General features: G+C 71.6%; 15 protein-coding genes. 9 read left to right on the forward strand and 6 right to left on the reverse strand.

Annotated features, from left to right (window positions below; all coding sequences use genetic code 11):
- Positions 1 to 97: 97 nt before the first annotated feature.
- On the reverse strand, positions 98 to 1,195 hold the full coding sequence (locus ACZ4LX_RS35345; protein ID WP_467651095.1) for an FAD-dependent oxidoreductase: 1,098 nt from the start codon (positions 1,193 to 1,195) through the stop codon (positions 98 to 100).
- A gap of 171 nt (positions 1,196 to 1,366) precedes the next feature.
- On the opposite strand from ACZ4LX_RS35345, the gene ACZ4LX_RS35350 reads away from it, so the two are divergent.
- Both ACZ4LX_RS35350 and ACZ4LX_RS35355 read left to right on the forward strand, forming a co-directional pair.
- Positions 1,367 to 2,332, forward strand: a complete 966-nt coding sequence (locus ACZ4LX_RS35350) for an NADP-dependent oxidoreductase (protein WP_467651094.1) — start codon at positions 1,367 to 1,369, stop codon at positions 2,330 to 2,332.
- 163 nt (positions 2,333 to 2,495) lie between these two features.
- Positions 2,496 to 3,089 carry a TetR/AcrR family transcriptional regulator gene (locus tag ACZ4LX_RS35355; RefSeq protein ID WP_467721365.1) on the forward strand — a complete coding sequence of 198 codons (594 nt, stop codon included), beginning with the start codon at positions 2,496 to 2,498 and terminating at the stop codon, positions 3,087 to 3,089.
- A gap of 29 nt (positions 3,090 to 3,118) precedes the next feature.
- On the opposite strand, the gene ACZ4LX_RS35360 is transcribed toward ACZ4LX_RS35355, so the two are convergent.
- Positions 3,119 to 3,712 carry a TetR-like C-terminal domain-containing protein gene (locus ACZ4LX_RS35360; RefSeq protein WP_467651093.1) on the reverse strand — a complete coding sequence of 198 codons (594 nt, stop codon included), beginning with the start codon at positions 3,710 to 3,712 and terminating at the stop codon, positions 3,119 to 3,121.
- A gap of 438 nt (positions 3,713 to 4,150) precedes the next feature.
- Here ACZ4LX_RS35360 and gndA point away from each other — a divergent pair, with 438 nt between their 5' ends.
- Positions 4,151 to 5,590, forward strand: a complete 1,440-nt coding sequence (gene gndA / locus ACZ4LX_RS35365) for an NADP-dependent phosphogluconate dehydrogenase (RefSeq protein WP_467651092.1) — start codon at positions 4,151 to 4,153, stop codon at positions 5,588 to 5,590.
- Between the two features lie 206 nt (positions 5,591 to 5,796).
- Here the strand turns inward: gndA and ACZ4LX_RS35370 are convergent, their stop codons facing one another.
- Positions 5,797 to 6,492: a type 1 glutamine amidotransferase domain-containing protein gene (locus ACZ4LX_RS35370; RefSeq protein WP_467651091.1), complete on the reverse strand. Its 696-nt coding sequence runs from the start codon at positions 6,490 to 6,492 to the stop codon at positions 5,797 to 5,799.
- A 514-nt stretch (positions 6,493 to 7,006) separates the two neighbouring features.
- On the opposite strand from ACZ4LX_RS35370, the gene ACZ4LX_RS35375 reads away from it, so the two are divergent.
- The 6 genes from ACZ4LX_RS35375 to ACZ4LX_RS35400 all read left to right on the forward strand — a co-directional run bounded on the left by ACZ4LX_RS35375 (position 7,007) and on the right by ACZ4LX_RS35400 (position 13,217).
- Positions 7,007 to 8,080, forward strand: a complete 1,074-nt coding sequence (locus ACZ4LX_RS35375; protein WP_467651090.1) for a Dyp-type peroxidase — start codon at positions 7,007 to 7,009, stop codon at positions 8,078 to 8,080.
- The gene (locus ACZ4LX_RS35380; protein WP_467651089.1) at positions 8,077 to 8,874 is read left to right on the forward strand and encodes a family 1 encapsulin nanocompartment shell protein; all 798 of its coding nucleotides are present in this window, start codon (positions 8,077 to 8,079) and stop codon (positions 8,872 to 8,874) included. Before ACZ4LX_RS35375 ends, ACZ4LX_RS35380 begins: the two co-directional genes overlap by 4 nt.
- Positions 8,875 to 8,932: 58 nt before the next feature.
- The gene (locus tag ACZ4LX_RS35385; protein ID WP_467651088.1) at positions 8,933 to 10,576 is read left to right on the forward strand and encodes a PucR family transcriptional regulator; all 1,644 of its coding nucleotides are present in this window, start codon (positions 8,933 to 8,935) and stop codon (positions 10,574 to 10,576) included.
- Between the two features lie 177 nt (positions 10,577 to 10,753).
- On the forward strand, positions 10,754 to 12,187 hold the full coding sequence (locus ACZ4LX_RS35390) for a type III PLP-dependent enzyme domain-containing protein (RefSeq protein WP_467651087.1): 1,434 nt from the start codon (positions 10,754 to 10,756) through the stop codon (positions 12,185 to 12,187).
- An 89-nt stretch (positions 12,188 to 12,276) separates the two neighbouring features.
- A complete protein-coding gene (locus ACZ4LX_RS35395) occupies positions 12,277 to 12,771 on the forward strand; it encodes a MarR family winged helix-turn-helix transcriptional regulator (RefSeq protein ID WP_467651085.1) in 495 nt (164 codons plus the stop codon).
- Positions 12,768 to 13,217 carry a hypothetical protein gene (locus ACZ4LX_RS35400; protein WP_467651083.1) on the forward strand — a complete coding sequence of 150 codons (450 nt, stop codon included), beginning with the start codon at positions 12,768 to 12,770 and terminating at the stop codon, positions 13,215 to 13,217. The genes ACZ4LX_RS35395 and ACZ4LX_RS35400 overlap by 4 nt, the downstream gene beginning before the upstream one ends.
- A 372-nt stretch (positions 13,218 to 13,589) precedes the next feature.
- Here the strand turns inward: ACZ4LX_RS35400 and ACZ4LX_RS35405 are convergent, their stop codons facing one another.
- The 3 genes from ACZ4LX_RS35405 to panD all read right to left on the reverse strand — a co-directional run bounded on the left by ACZ4LX_RS35405 (position 13,590) and on the right by panD (position 15,255).
- On the reverse strand, positions 13,590 to 14,228 hold the full coding sequence (locus tag ACZ4LX_RS35405) for an aspartate/glutamate racemase family protein (protein WP_467651082.1): 639 nt from the start codon (positions 14,226 to 14,228) through the stop codon (positions 13,590 to 13,592).
- Positions 14,229 to 14,430: 202 nt separating this feature from the next.
- Positions 14,431 to 14,799, reverse strand: coding sequence for a GNAT family N-acetyltransferase (locus ACZ4LX_RS35410; RefSeq protein ID WP_467651081.1), 369 nt, complete (start codon positions 14,797 to 14,799; stop codon positions 14,431 to 14,433).
- A gap of 30 nt (positions 14,800 to 14,829) precedes the next feature.
- Positions 14,830 to 15,255 carry an aspartate 1-decarboxylase gene (gene panD, locus ACZ4LX_RS35415; protein WP_467651080.1) on the reverse strand — a complete coding sequence of 142 codons (426 nt, stop codon included), beginning with the start codon at positions 15,253 to 15,255 and terminating at the stop codon, positions 14,830 to 14,832.
- Between the last annotated feature and the right edge of the window lie 362 nt (positions 15,256 to 15,617).

Genomic DNA, 15,617 nt, shown 5'->3' on the forward strand with positions numbered 1-15,617 from the left:
CGGGACTGTGTCGTCATCAGCCGAACCAACTTGCCGACAAAGACACTTGACGCCTAATCAATCAAAGCGCGGTTGGTGGAAGGCCGGTGCGGCGCGGTTACTGGGCAGAGGCGCCGAACAGATCGGCGAACCGCCCGATCAGCAGATCGTCCCCCTTGTAGCGGGCCGTCTCCGCGGCGCCCAGTACCATCGGGCCATCGGGCCCCGGCACCTGCGAGGCTCCGCCGGTCGAGCCCAGCGGCACCAGTACCGCGTCGCCACCCGGCCGGTACACCTGTTCCGCCGGCCGGCCCGCGGCCAGCGCCCGGATGTTGGCGGCGACCACGACCGCGTGGTCGGACGCGGCCTTGGACCGCTTCGGTTCGGGCACGTCGGTGACGTCCCCGACGGCGAAGACGTTCGACGCACCCATCACCCGCAGATACTCGTCGACCTCCACATGCCCGTCCGACCGCCGGGCGGACGCGAGTTCACCGCGCAGCATGTCGCTGAGCGGCACCACGCCATAGCAGCGGAACCACAGATCAGCGTCGATCCGCACACCCGCCTCCGTCGTGACCGAGAACGGCTCATGGATGCCCGGCGGCACCGAAGGCGGCGCCGTCAGCGCGCTGCCCAGCTCCAGCCGTACTCCACGGGCGGTCAGCTGCTCACTCAGCGACCGGCGCAGTTCGGGCAGATAGCGGCCGCCGAGCACATCGTCGGCGGGGTCCACCAGCACGACCTCGGTATCCGGCCACTGCTCCGTGATCTCCCCGGCGAGCTCCAGCCCCACAGGCCCGGCACCGAGCAGCAACACCCTTGACGCCGAGGCGAGTTCCGCCCTGGTTCCGGCGTGCCGGGTCAGCGATTCGGCACTGTCCTCGGTATCGGGCTTGGCCGGGTACGGATAGGAGGAACCGGTGGCCAGGACCACAAAGTCGGCGTCGACCCAGGTGCCGCCGGCCGTGGCGACACCGCCCGCCTCCACCGCCACAGCCCGGTCGCGCAGATGGCGGCCACGGGTGAACAGGCCCTCGTAGCCGAAGTAGATCCGCTGCGCCCAGTCCGCGTCGACCAGCCCGCGCAGGGCAGCCACCGCGTGAACGAAGGCGTCCCTGGGGTCGATCAGTACGACGTCGAACTCCGGGTCCAGCTCACGGGCCAGAGCTGCCCCTCCGTACCCGCCGCCGACGATCGCGACCGTGCTGCCCATACGTTGCGCTCCTTGTGCCTGTCGCTTCAATCCCACTGCCTGGAAGGGGACTTCACTCTTGTTGCCGTCCGGCTACCCTACGGGTCCGTTCAGGTAAAATACAATCTGCATGGCAATTAGTGAAGGCCGGCACGGCCGGGCCGCCACGAGTCAGAAGTGTCGAGGTATCGCATGCCCATGGCCTACGTATACGACCGTTTCGGCGGGGCAGAGGTCGAGCACTTCGCGGATCTCCCGCAACCGGTCCCGGGACCCGGCCAGTTGCTGATCGCCGTACGGGCGGCCGGCGTCAACCCGGTGGACTGGAAGCGCCGTTCCGACCGCCGCCCGGCCGGGGCGCCTGCGGTGGAGCTGCCCGCGGTGATGGGCGGCGAGGCCGCGGGCGAGGTGGTCGCACTCGGCCCCGGCACCACCGGATTCGCCGTGGGGGACGCGGTCCTCGGTGGACCGCTCACCGGCGGGTACGCCCAGTACACGCTGCTGCCCGCGCGAGCCGCGGTGCACAAACCGCCGGAGGTCTCCTGGACCGACGCGGCCGCGCTGCCGATCGCCGCCGCCACCGGCTACGGCGCGGTGCGCCAACTCGCCCTGCCTGTGGGGGCGACGCTGCTGGTGACCGGGGTCGCGGGAGGGGTCGGGGTGGCGGCGGCCCAGGTGGCGGTGGGCAGCCGGCTGAACGTGGTGGGCTCGGCGGACCGGACCAAGAGGGAGTTCGTCGAGGCGCTCGGCGTACGGTTCGTCGCTTCGGGACCAGGCCTCTCCGCACGGATCCGGGCAGCCGCTCCGCACGGCGTGGACGGCGTCCTCGACCTGATCGGAGGAGAGACCCTGGTGGAAGTGGCTGCCCTCGTACCGGACCGTACGAAGCTGGTGAGCGGCGCCGACCGGGAAGCGGTCGGCGCACTGGGCGGAGCACCGGTGGGGCCGGTGCGGGACCCCGCGACACTGGGCGCCGTGGTGGAGTTGGTGCGGATCGGCGCGCTGGATCCGAAGGTGACCCGCGTGGTCCCGTTCGAGCAGGCCGCGCTGGCGGTCCGGGCCGTGGAGGGCGGACACAGCCGGGGCAAGACCGTCCTGGAGATGCCGCCTCCAGGGGCAGGCGTCCGGACCGCCGAGTCGCGAAGGACCGGAAAGTAGAGTACGAGGTGCGCGGTGGACGGACCGGGCACGGATCACCCGACCAGCGCTGGAGGCTTCCCTGAACACCACACCGACGGCGTCCGCCGAGCCGCGGGCGGACGCGTCGCCGCACACGTCCGGGCCGGGCCGCCCCGGCGGCCGGGCAGCGAAACGCCGGGCCATCACACAGGGTGCGCGAACCGTCTTCGGCCGGGAGGGATACAGCCGCACCAGCATCGAGGCCATCGCCGCCGAGGCCGGGGTGTCCACCCGCACCATCTACAACCACTTCAGCGGCAAGGACCAGCTCTTCTCCGATGTGGTGCACGACAGCGCCGGTCAGGTCGCGGACGCCTTCATCGCAACCGTCGACAGGCAGGTCACCGGAACCGACCCACAAGCCGATCTGCTCGCTCTCGGCCGCGCCTTCGTCGGCCAGCGCACCCAGTTCCCCGAGCACTTCGCGATGATGCAGCAGATCATGGCCGAGGTGCAGCACTTCCCCGCAGCCGTGATCGACACCTGGCAGCAGGCAGGCCCCCTGCGGGTGCAGCGTGAGGTCGCCCGCCGACTCGAACAGCTCACGGAGGCGGGGCTGTTGCGGATCGACGACTCCGCGCTGGGCACCGTGCACTTCATCGCCCTGGTGACGTCCGAGATCGCCATCCGCCCCCACGGAAGCCCCTCACTGAGTCCGGCCCGGACGCGCGCATGCGTCACCAGGGCCGTCGACGCCTTCCTCCACGGGTACGGGGCCCCGCGCGGCACGGACTGAGCGCCGCCCGGTGGCGGGCACCTGCCGCGTCACTCGCCGCGCCCGGCCCCGCCGGTCGCGGACGGCCAGTTCGCGAGCAGGAAGTGCAGGGCCTCGACGGCACGCTCCCAGGACACCTGCACGGAGCGCGGCGCACCGAATCCGCCGTCGGCCTCCAGCGAGGTGAACCCGTGGAAGGTGCTGCGCAGCAGCCGTACCGCGTCCGTGAGGTCGGGTTCGGCCAAGCCGTAGGCGCGCAGCATCGACGACGTGGTCGCGAGGGTGCGGTGGTACGCGGGCGATTCGGCGACGACGGCGGGATCCACGCGCATCCGGGTCGCCTCGTACCGGCCGGGGCACTCCAGCGCGAAGGACCGGTAGGCGTCGGCGAACGCGGTCAGCGCGTCCTTCCCGGCCCGTCCCGCCACCGCCGCCTCGATCCGGTCGATGAACTCACCGGCGGCCAGCAGCGCGACCCGGGTACGCAGGTCCTGAAGATTCCTGACGTGGGAGTACAGACTGGCGTCCTTGACCCCGAAGCCGCGGGCCAGCGCGGAGATGGTGACCTTGCCGAAGCCGATCGAGTCGGCCAGATCGGCCGCTGCCGCCACGACCCGGTCGGTCGTGAGCCCCGCGCGAACCATTCCCACCCCCATCGCAGTGCTGTCCGGACCCGTCGGCTTTCTTCGGAATATACACAGCGCGTCCGGTCGAGAACTTCGTCGGCCTCGGTGGTCACGGACCGCCATGACCACCGCGGGCTTGCGCAGCACGCCGACCGCGGGAGTGGGACGGCGGGGGCAGCTCGGAGGAGAAACAGGCCGGAGAGAGCCCCTGGCCCGAACGTGGCGTGCTCGCCGAAACACGCTCGCCGAGAGACGCGACCCGGAAGACGCCCGGGCGCGACTTGAGATACCGAGGTACACCCACACCTCATGTGCCGCAGCCGCTGCCGTTGAACAGGCCGTCCTGCCGCCCCGTATCCATACTGGGCATCGCGGCACCCCGGGCCGCGCCTCGGCCTGCCGGCCTCCGCGGTCCGGCCCTCCACCACCTCCCAGGCACATGACAGGAGCAGACAGATGAGCGGCACTGCGCAGATCGGCGTCACGGGACTCGCGGTGATGGGCCGCAACCTGGCCCGTAACTTCGCCCGCAACGGCTACACGGTTGCCGTGCACAACCGCACGTCGGCGAAGACGGAGGCGCTGGTCGAGGAGTTCGGCGGCGAAGGGAGCTTCGTGGCCGCGTACACGCCCGAGGAGTTCGTCGCGGCGCTGGAACGGCCGCGCCGTCTGGTCGTCATGGTGAAGGCGGGCGAACCGACGGATGCGGTCATCCAGGAGTTCGCGCCGTTGCTGGACGAGGGCGATGTCATCATCGACGGCGGCAACGCGCACTTCGAGGACACCCGGCGCCGTGAGAAGGAGCTGCGCGAGCGCGGTGTCCACTTCGTCGGCGCGGGCATCTCGGGTGGCGAGGAAGGCGCGCTGAACGGTCCCAGCATCATGCCGGGCGGCAGCAAGGAGTCCTACGACTCCCTGGGGCCGATGCTGGAAAAGATCGCCGCGAAGGCCAAGGACGGCGCCCCGTGCGTCACCCATGTCGGTCCTGACGGCGCCGGTCACTTTGTGAAGATGACGCACAACGGCATCGAGTACGCGGACATGCAGCTCATCGGAGAGGCGTACCAGCTGCTTCGGGACGTGGTCGGCTACTCCCCCGCGCAGATCGCGGAAACCTTCCGCTCCTGGAACACCGGGCGCCTGGACTCCTACCTCATCGAGATCACCGCGGAAGTTCTCTCCCATGTGGACGCGGCGACCGGAAAGCCCTTCGTGGATGTCGTGCTCGACCAGGCGGAGCAGAAGGGCACCGGCCGGTGGACCGTACAGATCGCCCTCGACCTGGGCGTTCCCGTCTCCGGGATCGCCGAGGCCGTCTTCGCCCGCTCCGTCTCCGGCCACGCCTCCCTCCGTGAGGCCTCGCGCCACCTCGCCGGACCGACCGCCCGCACACTCGGCGAGGACGAGGCGGCGGCATTCGCCGACCAGGTGGAGGAGGCCCTGTATGCCTCGAAGATCGTCGCGTACACCCAGGGTTTCCACGAGATCGCGGCCGGGAGCGAGCGATACGACTGGAACATCGACCTCGGCAGGGTCGCCTCGATCTGGCGCGGCGGATGCATCATCCGGGCCGCCTTCCTCGACCGGATCACCAGCGCCTACGAGGGGCAGCCTCGGCTGCCGAGCCTCCTGTCCGACAAGAGCTTCGCCGAAGAGATCGCCGCCGCGCAGAACGGCTGGCGCACAGTGGTGGCCACCGCCGTCACCCAGGGCGTCCCCACCCCCGCGTTCGCCGCGACTCTCGCCTACTACGACTCCCTGCGTGCCGAACGCCTCCCCGCCGCCCTCACCCAGGGCCAGCGCGACTACTTCGGCGCACACACCTACCACCGCGTCGACCGCGACGGCGTCTTCCACACGCTCTGGGGCGGAGACAGGACGGAAGCCGAAAGCTGACCGCCACCCGGGGGGCCGACGAGGGCCGGTCCGCACCGCGGGCTGCCGCCGGAGGGGAGCGCCGGAGCCGGAACGCTCCACCTAGCGCGCCCGACCGGAGGCGGACGACGGCCGGACCGGAGCAGAACGACAGCCGCACCAGCGGTGGACGACGGCCGGACCAGCGGTGAACGCAGGCCGGACCGGCGGCCCGTGTACGGCCCGCCTCAGCCCAGCTTCTTCAGCAGTTCGTCGGCGAGCGGACCGGCCGACGCCGGGTTCTGGCCGGTGACCAGATTGCGGTCGACGACCACGTGCGGAGCCCACGGCTCACCCTCCTGGAAGTCGGTGCCGGCCTCCACGAGCCGGTCCTGAAGCAGCCACCTGGCCCGGTCGGCGAAGCCCGCCTGGCTCTCCTCGGTGTTGGTGAAGCCGGTGAGCCGGTACCCGGCGAACACGTTGGTGCCGTCATCCTTCGTCGCGGCGAGCATGGCCGCCGGGGCGTGACAGACGACGCCGAGCGGCATCCCCGACTCCAACGCCCTGGTCAGCAGCGTGCCGGAGTCGGCGTTCACCGCCAGATCCTCCATGGGGCCGTGCCCGCCCGGGTAGAACACCGCCGCGTAGTCCGCCGGGTCGGCATCCTCCATCCTGAGCGGATGCCGGAGCTCGGTCATGGCGGCGACGGCCGCCGCCACCTTGTCGGCGTTCTCCTGACCGTCGTTGAACTCGGGGGCCAGGCTCCCCCGGTCCACGGTCGGCACCACTGCGCCGGGGGTGGCGACGGCGATGTCATACCCTGCGGCCCTGAAGCGCTCGTAGGGGGCGACGACCTCCTCCGCCCAGAAGCCGGTCGGGTGCGTGGATCCGTCGGCCAGGGTCCAGTGGTCGGATCCGGTCACGACGAAAAGGATCTTTGACATGTCACGTCCTTCAGCGGCCGGGCGTGCGTCGCCCGGGAGGGGGTGCGGTGCGGTCCGGCGCCCGTGCGGACCCGCCGGAGCGCCGACGGGTCCGACGGTAAGGCCGCACACGCACAGGGCCCCACGCCGGAGCGCGAGCAGCGTGTGAAGGAATCCCCAGGGATGACGGGAACGCGGCATACGGCTGCCTGACCCGGCGCATCCGGCGGGCCCCGGCCCCCGGCCCTGGTTGGAGCCCGGGGCCGTCAGCAACCGGGCGTGCCACATGCGGGGGTCAGTAGCGGCGGCCGGAGAACGGTCCGCCTGCCCGGTCTCATCGGCCCGGTCGCGGCAGCTGAGCCACCGGCACCGCCGGGCTTCTGCCGGTCGCCCCGATTCCGTCCCCCCGACGGGTGACCCGGGGTGCGGGACAGCCGGGGATGTGGGTAAGTGGCAGCGGGTCCCCAGTGCCGCATCCGCGACGGGGCCGCGTTCCGCCGCGTCGTACCGCCGAGCCAGCTCATGGAGCCGCCGCATGCCCGAGACCACCCAGGACCGGGCCGCGGCGCAGCCCGTCGTCGCACCGCTGACCAGTGCGGCCCTGATCCTCGTCGCCACGATCGAGCCCGGCGGCGAACCCGTCGTTCGTGAGGCGCTGCCGGATCTGGCGGCCTTCGCCCGCTCCATCGGGTTCCGATACCCGGATGCCGGGCTGGTCTGTGTGACCGGGTTCGGATCCGATGCCTGGGACCGGTTGTTCTCCGGCCCTCGGCCGGCTCTGCTGCACCCCTTCCAGGAGTTGCACGGCCCCCGCCATCACGCCCCGGCCACCCCGGGCGACCTGCTGTTCCATATCCGGGCCGAGCGGATGGACGTGTGCTGGGAGTGGGCGTCGCAGTTGCTGGACCGGCTGGGCGGGGCGGTGAAGGTCGTCGACGAGACGCAGGGGTTCCGGTATCTCGATCACCGGGATCTGCTCGGGTTCGTCGACGGCACCGAGAACCCGGTGGGCGACGATGCCCGCTCGGCGGCTCTCGTGGGGGACGAGGACCCCGGATTCGAGGGCGGCAGCTATGTCGTCGTACAGAAGTACCTGCATGACCTGGCCTCGTGGAACGCCCTGCCGACCGAGGAGCAGGAGCGGGTCATCGGGCGGACCAAGTTCACCGACATCGAGCTCGCCGACGACGTCAAACCCGCCGACTCGCATGTCGCGCTGAACACCATCACCGATCCGGACGGCACGGAGCGCGACATCCTGCGCGCCAACATGCCGTTCGGGAGCTTCGGGCAGGGCGAGTTCGGTACGTACTTCATCGGGTACGCCGCCGACCCGGACGTCACCGAACGGATGCTGCGCAACATGTTCCTCGGTGACCCGCCCGGCACCCACGACCGCATCCTCGACTTCTCGACCGCGGTCACCGGCACGCTCTTCCACGCCCCCGGCGCCGACTTCCTCGGCGCCCCGCCGCCGTCGCCCGCCTCCGCCGAGGCCATGCCCCAGCCGAAGCCGGCGTCCGCGCCGGCGGGTCGGGCCGTGGCCGCGCCGGTGGTCACAGACGGTTCGCTGCGCATCGGCAGCCTGCAAGAAAGCGCCCAGAGATGAACAACCTCCACCGCGAGCTCGCCCCTGTCACCCAGGCCGCCTGGGACCAGATCGAAGAGGAGGCCCGGCGCACCTTCAGCCGCCATGTGGCCGGCCGCCGCGTCGTCGACGTCAGTGGTCCGGAGGGACCGAGGTTCGCGGCGGTCGGCGACGGCCATCTGCGCGACATCGATCCGCCCGCCCCGGACGTCCTCGCCCGTGCCCGTACGTCGATGCCGGTCGTCGAGTGGCGGGTACCGTTCACCGTGACGCGGGCCGCGGTCGACGATGTCGAGCGCGGCTCGGACGACAGTGACTGGCAGCCCGTCAAGGACGCGGCCCGCACCTGTGCGTTCGCCGAGGACATGGCGATCATCGACGGCTATACCGCAGCCGGGATCGCGGGACTGCGGGACGGTTCCTCGCACACCGCACTGCCGTTGCCGGCCGATGCGCGTGACTATCCGGCCACAGTGAGCCAGGCCCTGACCCAGTTGCGGCTGGCGGGGGTCGACGGGCCGTACCGGCTGCTCCTGGGCGCGGACGCGTTCACGGAGGCGACCGAGACCTCCGACCACGGCTATCCCGTCTCCACCCACCTGACCCGGCTGCTGGACGACCAGATCCTGTGGGCGCCTGCCGTCGCCGGCGGGGTACTCCTGTCCACCCGGGGCGGCGACTTCGAACTGTGCCTGGGCGAGGATCTGTCCATCGGCTACCAGGACCACGACGCGACCGACATCCGGCTGTACTTCCACCAGTCGTTCACGTTCCGGATGCTGACCCCCGAAGCCGTGGTCCCGATCATCGCCTGACCGGTGGCGGGTCCCGCACACACTCCCGCGGAACCCGCCGCTCGTATGCTCGGCTGCCATGACGAGCCGAACGCCCACCCCACCGGAGTCCGCGGTCACGCTGCGCGAGGTCCTGGCCTTCGACGACAGCGCGACCCTGCGGACCGTGCTGGTACCGGCAGGCCTCGACGTCGGGGTGCGGGGTGTGGCGGTGGGCGACGAGGGTGCCGCAAAGCCGTGGGACGGCTTTCTTGTGCTGGTGGTGGGTGCCCCGGCGTCTTCCGCCGAGGCCGTGGGCCCGGTACGCGACGCCGCCGGGCGCGGCGCGTCGGGCGTGGTGCTGCGCGACACGCAGGGGGCGGCCGTCGCCCCTGAGGTACTGGCCGCCGCCGAGGAGTCGGGCATCGCCCTGCTGACCCGCGCGGAGTGGGCCGACTGGGCGGACACCGCGGCACTGCTGCGCTCCGCGCTGGCCTGCGCGCGGGCGGGCCTCGACGACGGGGCGCCGGAGATCACGGCCGGTGGCGCGGAGAGCCTGACGGCGCTCGCCGCGGCCGTCGCCGAGTACACGGGCGGATCGATCACCATCGAGGACACCCGGTTCCGGGTCCTGGCCCACTCCGCCACCGGCCCCGCGGCCGACGGTCTGCGCCGGTCGACGATCCTGGGCGGCCGGGTCCCCGAGTGGCGGGTCGCCGAGCTGCGCCGGAGCGGGCTGCTGCGGGTCCTGTGGACGTCCCACGACGTGATCCACCGGGCTGCGGACACCGACGGCCCGGAGCGCCTGATCATCGCGGTCCGAAGCGGTCCCGAGGTACTCGGCTCCATCTGGGCGGCGGCGGACGGTCGCACCCTGTCCCCGCACGCCGCCGAGGCGCTGCGCCGGGCCGCGGAGGTCGCCGCGCCCCTGCTGGTGCGGCACCGGCTGCGCGAGAGCGGAGCGGCACGCCGCAGGGAGCTCGCGCTGCGCGGTCTGCTCAACGGGGACGGCGACGCCCGTACACATGCCTGGTCCCTGGGGCTGTCGCCCGATGCGGCCTGCGCGGTGGTCGTGGCCGAACGGCACGTGGCGGGGCCGGCTGTGGGCGACCGTACGCTCGATGTGCTCGCACTGCACGCCGTGTCCTACCGTGCTTCGGTCCAGGTGCTGCGCGACGGTGACCGGCTGTTCGCGCTGCTGCCCGTCGGCACGGGGCAGGAGCGTGACGCGCTGCGTCTGGCCGGGGAGCTGGCCACGCTGGCCCCGTCGCTGCCGGGCGGCGTCCCGGTCCTGGCAGGTGCGGGGCCGGTGGCCGCCACCGCTCTGCGGGTACGTGCCTCGTGCGAGGAGGCCGCGCTGATCGTACGGGTGCTGCGCGAGCGCGCGGCCCGCGACGAAGGGGTGGGTCCGGACAGGCCTGACAGGTACGCGGACACGGGGGCCGTCGGACCCTCGCTGGACATCGCGCGGGTACTGGACGCGGTCCGGCCGGTGTGGGAGGCGGGCGGCGGCCCGGTGCACGAGCTGGTGCGGTCCGATCTGAGGTCGGGCGGTGAGCTGGTCCGTACCCTGGCCGCCTATCTCGACGCGTCGGGCGATGTGGCGCGGGCGGCCGCCCGGCTGGTGGTGCATCCCAACACCTTGCGGTACCGGCTGCGGCGCGTCCGGGAACGGTTCGGCGTGGACCTGGACGACCCCGACACCCGGCTGCTCATCACGCTCGCCGTCCGCCTCAGCGGCTAGGTTGGCGTTGGTCCGTACGCCTTGTTGGCCGTGCGGACAAGAGCCTGCGCCGATGTTGTCCTGCCGGACGGAGACTGGGGGGCTGCCATCACCGACTCTGATCCCATGAACCGTTCGCCGCTGCCTGACGGCTCCGATTCCATGAGCCGTTCATCGTTGCCCTCCGACTCCGATCCCATGAACCCTTCGTCGTCGCCCGCCGACTCCGGTCACACCGACCCTTCCCCGCGCCTTCCCGACTCAGGCGCCACGAGCTCTTCCCCGCTCCCCTCCGCCCCTCCGCCCTCCGCGCGTGTCGCAGCCGTGGTCCGCCACGCCGTCGCGAACGGTCTGCTCGGCGAGGCAGCCCCGGTCGTCGGGTTCGTCGACACGGACGGGGTACGCGACTCGGTCGCCGCTCTCCACGAGGCGTTCGCGGGTGTGCCCGGAGTGCTTCACACCTTCGCCGCGAAGGCGGCGTCGCTCGTCCCCGTGCTGCGGCTGCTGGCCGAGTGCGGCATGGGCTGCGAGGTCGCGAGCCCGGGTGAACTGCGGATCGCGCTCGACGCCGGGTTCGCGCCGTCGAAGATCGTCCTCGACTCCCCCGCCAAGACGCGTGACGAGATCCGGCGGGCGCTGGCCCTGGGGGTGGCGCTCAACGCCGACAACCTCGACGAGGTGGAGCGCATCGCTTCGCTGCGGCCCTCGGACGCGGTGTCGGCCATCGGGCTCCGGGTCAACCCCCAGGTCGGTGGCGGCTCCATCGGCGCGATGAGCACGGCCACCGCCACCTCCAAGTTCGGCGTGGCGCTGCGCGATCCCGGCGCGCGGGAGCGGGTCGTGGAGGCGTTCGCGGCACACCCGTGGCTGACCCGTCTGCACGCCCATGTCGGTTCGCAGGGCTGCTCCCTGGAGCTGATCGCGGCGGGCATCGGCGAGACGTACCACCTGGCCGAGGAGATCAACACCCGGCTGGGCCGCCGGCAGATCACCGGTATCGACATCGGCGGCGGTCTGCCGGTCAACTTCACCGACGACACGGTCCGCCCCACCTTCGCCGCCTATGTGGCCGCGCTGCGCGGGGCGGTGCCGGGGCTGTTCGACGGGCGGTACGCGCTCGTCACCGAGTTCGGCCGGTCGCTGCTGGCCAAGAACGGCTTCATCGGCGCACTGGTGGAGTACACGAAGGACGCCGGGGGCCGCCGGATCGCGCTCACCCACGCGGGCGCGCAGACCGCCACCCGTACCGTCTTCATGCCGGATGCCTGGCCGCTGCGGGTCGGCGCCTTCGACGCCGATGGACTCCCGAAGGCAGGACCGGCGGTCGTCCAGGACATCGCGGGCCCGTGCTGCTTCGCCGGGGATGTCGTGGCCCACACCAGGGAGCTGCCCGAACTACGGGCGGGCGACTACGTGGTGCTGTACGACACGGGTGCGTACTACTTCTCCACTCCCTTTGCCTACAACAGCCTGCCGCGGCCCGCGGTGTACGGATTCGGCACCGCGGCGGGCGCCGGGCCGGGCGGTCCGGCGGTCCGCTTCGCCCCGGTGCGCGACGCGCAGTCGCTGGACTCGATCGCGGCGGAGAGCGGGCTGGAGCACGTGGACGCCCTGCTGAGCCTGCGCCACTGACCTTCCCGGACGGCCGTCGCACCGGCCCTCACCGGTCAGCAGCACAAACACAATAGCCATGGCTATAGTAGCCATGTACTGTATCTGCCATGAGCAAAGCACCTGAGAGTCCGACCGGTCCGACCCCAGGCTTTCTGGTCTGGCGTCTGTCGATGAAATGGCGGGTGGCCATCGACCGGGCGCTGGGGCCGCTCGGGCTGACGCACGCGCAGTACTCACTGCTGGGATCGCTGCTGGGAATGCAGCGGGCGGGCCGGCGGCCGAGTCAGCGCGCACTCGCTGACCACACCGGACTCGAAGCGCTCTACGTCTCGAAGCTGGCCCGCGGCCTGGAAGCCGCAGGGCTCGTCGAACGGGCTCCCGACCCCACTGACACCCGGGCGGTCCAGCTGTCCCTGACCGACGAAGGAATCGCGGTCACCGACCGCGCGGTCGAGGTCGTGCGCCGGCTCGTCGACGGACTGCTCTCGCCCCTGGGCGGTCTGGACGGACCTCGGACCGAGGCGTTCACCCAGGCACTGACGGCACTGCTCGACGTGCCGGTTCCCGCACTCACCGATCCATCCACCAAGGAGTCATCGTGACCACCGCACCCAGCGTCGTCGTCAACGGCCAGGTCATCGGACAGGCCCACTACGCCACGCGTGCCGTCCTCGAACGGCTGCTGGCGGAGACAGGCACCACCTTCCACGAGTCCGTGGCACTGAACGTGACGGCGGACAGCGACGGGAACATCGAGCGGGACCGGCTGGTCGAGCGGATGACCTCCACGCTGAAGGTCGACACCACGACCGCCGAAGCGGCACTGTCCGGCCTGATCGCGCAGGGACTGCTGGAAGAGCGGTCCCCAGAGGTCGGCCTGCTGGTCCTGACGGCAGCGGGCAAGGAGGCGCACCGTGCGCAACGGGCCGGGATCGCCACGATCACTGCCCGGCTGTACGCGGACCTGCCTGCCGAGGACATGGAGGCGGCGGGCCGGGTACTGACCGAAGTCACGGCCCGGGCCAACGCCGTACTGGCCGAGGGCTGACCCCTCGGCCGCCGGCGTCGGCGCCGTCAGCCGACCGGTGCTGTCAGCCGACCGGTGACGGTTCCGGCTCGGGCGGCGGCACCGGTTCGGGGTTCGGCGCGGGCGGCTGCGGAATCGGGTCGGGCGCCGGGCCGGGCGGTGTGGGCACGGGCGGCGTCGGCCCCGGGCCCGGCGGAACCGGCGTGGGCTCCGGCAGCGGCTGGGGCGGCCCCGGAATGGGCCCGGGGGTGGGCGCCGGCGGAACCGGGTCGGGGTACGGGTGGGTCATCTCGGGCCTCCGAACGGTCGGGGTGGATCTCCTCCACCGTCTCCCGGGGCGGCTGCCCGCGCCCGGCGAGTCCACACGTACGGACTGCGGATGCTCCGGCCGGCTCAGTGAGCGGCTGCTGCGGCCGCGGCCTCCAGGCCGAGCCGGGGGCTGGACAGAACCGGGATGCTGGTGGCTGTCCGGGTGACCGCGCCCGCCATCGACGCCTGCGCCAGCACGATCACGTCGGCCTCCGTCACGGCGTCGGCCGCGGCCGCCACGAGGTCCAGGTATCCGTCGTGGTCATCGGCCGCGAAGCGCTCCCAGGCCCCGCCGACGAGGACCGTGCGGACCTGTACGGCCCGCTCCCCCGCACGCTCCGCTTCCTGCGCGAGCAGCGCCCGGGTCGGCTCCAGGGTGGCGGGAAGTGCCGCCAGAACGGTGACCCGCCCGGCGCGAACGGCGGCGGCCGCCATCGGCCGGTCGACCCGGAGGACCGGGACACCGAGCCGGGCGCCGACGTCCTCCGCGACTCCGCCGATCGTCGAGCAGGTACAGAGCACGGCGGTGGCCCCGTCGGCAACCGCACCGGTCACCAGCGCCTCGACATCCCCCGCGACCGCGCCCGGCCCCAGCGCCCCGGCCCTGTCGAGCAGGTCCTCGCGTACGAGGTGGCGCAGGGCGAGGCCGGGGTGGGCGGCATCGCGCAGGGCGTCGAACACCGGGACATGGGCCGGGGAGGTGTGCAGGAGGGCGAGGCTCATCCACGACACGCTACCGGCCGGGCCGACCCCGCACCCCCGCCCACCAGGGCCGGTAACCGGCAGGGTTCCGGATGAGCAGGGTTCCGGATCAGTGGGATCCCGGATGAGCAGAGTTCTGGATCAGCAGAGCTCTGGATCGGCAAGGTCCTGGATCGACAGAACTTCGGATCGGCAGAACTTCGGATCGGCAGAACTCTGCTGCTCAGTAGAGCTCCGGGTGCGAGGCGAGTTGCTCCTTCGCCCGCTCCACCAGTTCCTCCGGAGCGCCGGGTGCCTCGTCGGGGTGGCGGGAGGCCCACTTCGCGGCGTACGGGCAGAGCGGAACGACGGGCACCCCCTCGCGGGCTGCCATCGCGTAGAACTCCCTGACCAGCGAACCGCCGATGCCCTTGCCCTCGTGTTCCGGCTCGACGACGGTGTGTACGGCGACGAGCGCCGCGGGCGTACCGTCCATCACGGACACGAAGTACGCGATGACTCCGGCGGCCGCGCCGTCCACGTACGCGAGCAGCTTGCCTGCCGCCCGGTCGTCACGGATCTCGGGCACGGTCCGTTCGTCCTGCTCTGCCATGGTGGCTGCTCCCTCGCTGAGTGAGACGCTTCAGCGCGCCGCGGGCACGGCGTGCGGACTGCGCTCGGTGTCGGTTCCCGGCACGGGCGCGGAGGCGTCGGCTCCGAGCTCGACGATCCGGTTCTCCGCGTCGACATGGACGATACGCGGAACCAGGCCGCGCGCCTCGGCGTCGTCGACCTGTGCGTAACTGATCAGGATGACCAGGTCACCGGGGTGCACGAGATGGGCGGCGGCGCCGTTGATCCCGATGGCACCGGAGCCACGCTCGCCTTCGATGACGTACGTCTCCAGGCGGGCACCGTTGTCGATGTCGACGATGTGGACGAGCTCGCCGGGCAACAGGTCGGCGGCCTCCATCAGCGCGGCATCGACCGTGACGGAGCCGACGTAATGCAGGTCGGCCTGAGTCACGGTCGCACGGTGGATCTTGGACTTGAAAATCGTTCGTATCATTGAGGCACCCCTGAACTTAGGCTCCCTGCCTGCGTTTTCGCAGGTCAAGTGCTGTCCGTCCACCCTACAACGATTCGCATCTTCGGGCAGCATTCCCCAGGTTTTTCAGGACCCATACTGACCACTTGCTGACTTAGCTGACACCTCGTCAGAGAACTGCAGAGGGCTTCACCCTCTCCGAAACTTCCCCGTAAGCCTTCGCAGTGCTCTCCCCTGGGCGAACGCAGTCACTGCCGCCCCGAGGCCTGCCGGGCGATCCCAATCCCCTATTGATCCGAAACGCTTTGGGTTCAGGCTCGTTGACGGTGTGTGAGTGATCTGGTGGGGGATGCGCGGACCTGGTCGCCGGACGCGCAGGAGGC

The sequence above is a fragment of the Streptomyces sp. NPDC026062 genome (genome assembly GCF_055568375.1).

What these genes read in the sequence shown, in the direction of transcription:
- ACZ4LX_RS35360 (WP_467651093.1), bottom strand. Translation starts at nt 3,712, where the DNA reads ATGGTTCGCGCGGGGCTCACGACCGACCGGGTCGTGGCGGCAGCGGCC.
- ACZ4LX_RS35405 (WP_467651082.1), bottom strand. Translation starts at nt 14,228, where the DNA reads ATGAGCCTCGCCCTCCTGCACACCTCCCCGGCCCATGTCCCGGTGTTC.
- ACZ4LX_RS35395 (WP_467651085.1), top strand. Translation starts at nt 12,277, where the DNA reads ATGAGCAAAGCACCTGAGAGTCCGACCGGTCCGACCCCAGGCTTTCTG.
- ACZ4LX_RS35380 (WP_467651089.1), top strand. Translation starts at nt 8,077, where the DNA reads ATGAACAACCTCCACCGCGAGCTCGCCCCTGTCACCCAGGCCGCCTGG.
- ACZ4LX_RS35345 (WP_467651095.1), bottom strand. Translation starts at nt 1,195, where the DNA reads ATGGGCAGCACGGTCGCGATCGTCGGCGGCGGGTACGGAGGGGCAGCT.
- ACZ4LX_RS35370 (WP_467651091.1), bottom strand. Translation starts at nt 6,492, where the DNA reads ATGTCAAAGATCCTTTTCGTCGTGACCGGATCCGACCACTGGACCCTG.
- ACZ4LX_RS35390 (WP_467651087.1), top strand. Translation starts at nt 10,754, where the DNA reads ATGAACCCTTCGTCGTCGCCCGCCGACTCCGGTCACACCGACCCTTCC.
- ACZ4LX_RS35410 (WP_467651081.1), bottom strand. Translation starts at nt 14,799, where the DNA reads ATGGCAGAGCAGGACGAACGGACCGTGCCCGAGATCCGTGACGACCGG.
- ACZ4LX_RS35350 (WP_467651094.1), top strand. Translation starts at nt 1,367, where the DNA reads ATGCCCATGGCCTACGTATACGACCGTTTCGGCGGGGCAGAGGTCGAG.
- panD (WP_467651080.1), bottom strand. Translation starts at nt 15,255, where the DNA reads ATGATACGAACGATTTTCAAGTCCAAGATCCACCGTGCGACCGTGACT.
- ACZ4LX_RS35385 (WP_467651088.1), top strand. Translation starts at nt 8,933, where the DNA reads ATGACGAGCCGAACGCCCACCCCACCGGAGTCCGCGGTCACGCTGCGC.
- gndA (WP_467651092.1), top strand. Translation starts at nt 4,151, where the DNA reads ATGAGCGGCACTGCGCAGATCGGCGTCACGGGACTCGCGGTGATGGGC.
- ACZ4LX_RS35375 (WP_467651090.1), top strand. Translation starts at nt 7,007, where the DNA reads ATGCCCGAGACCACCCAGGACCGGGCCGCGGCGCAGCCCGTCGTCGCA.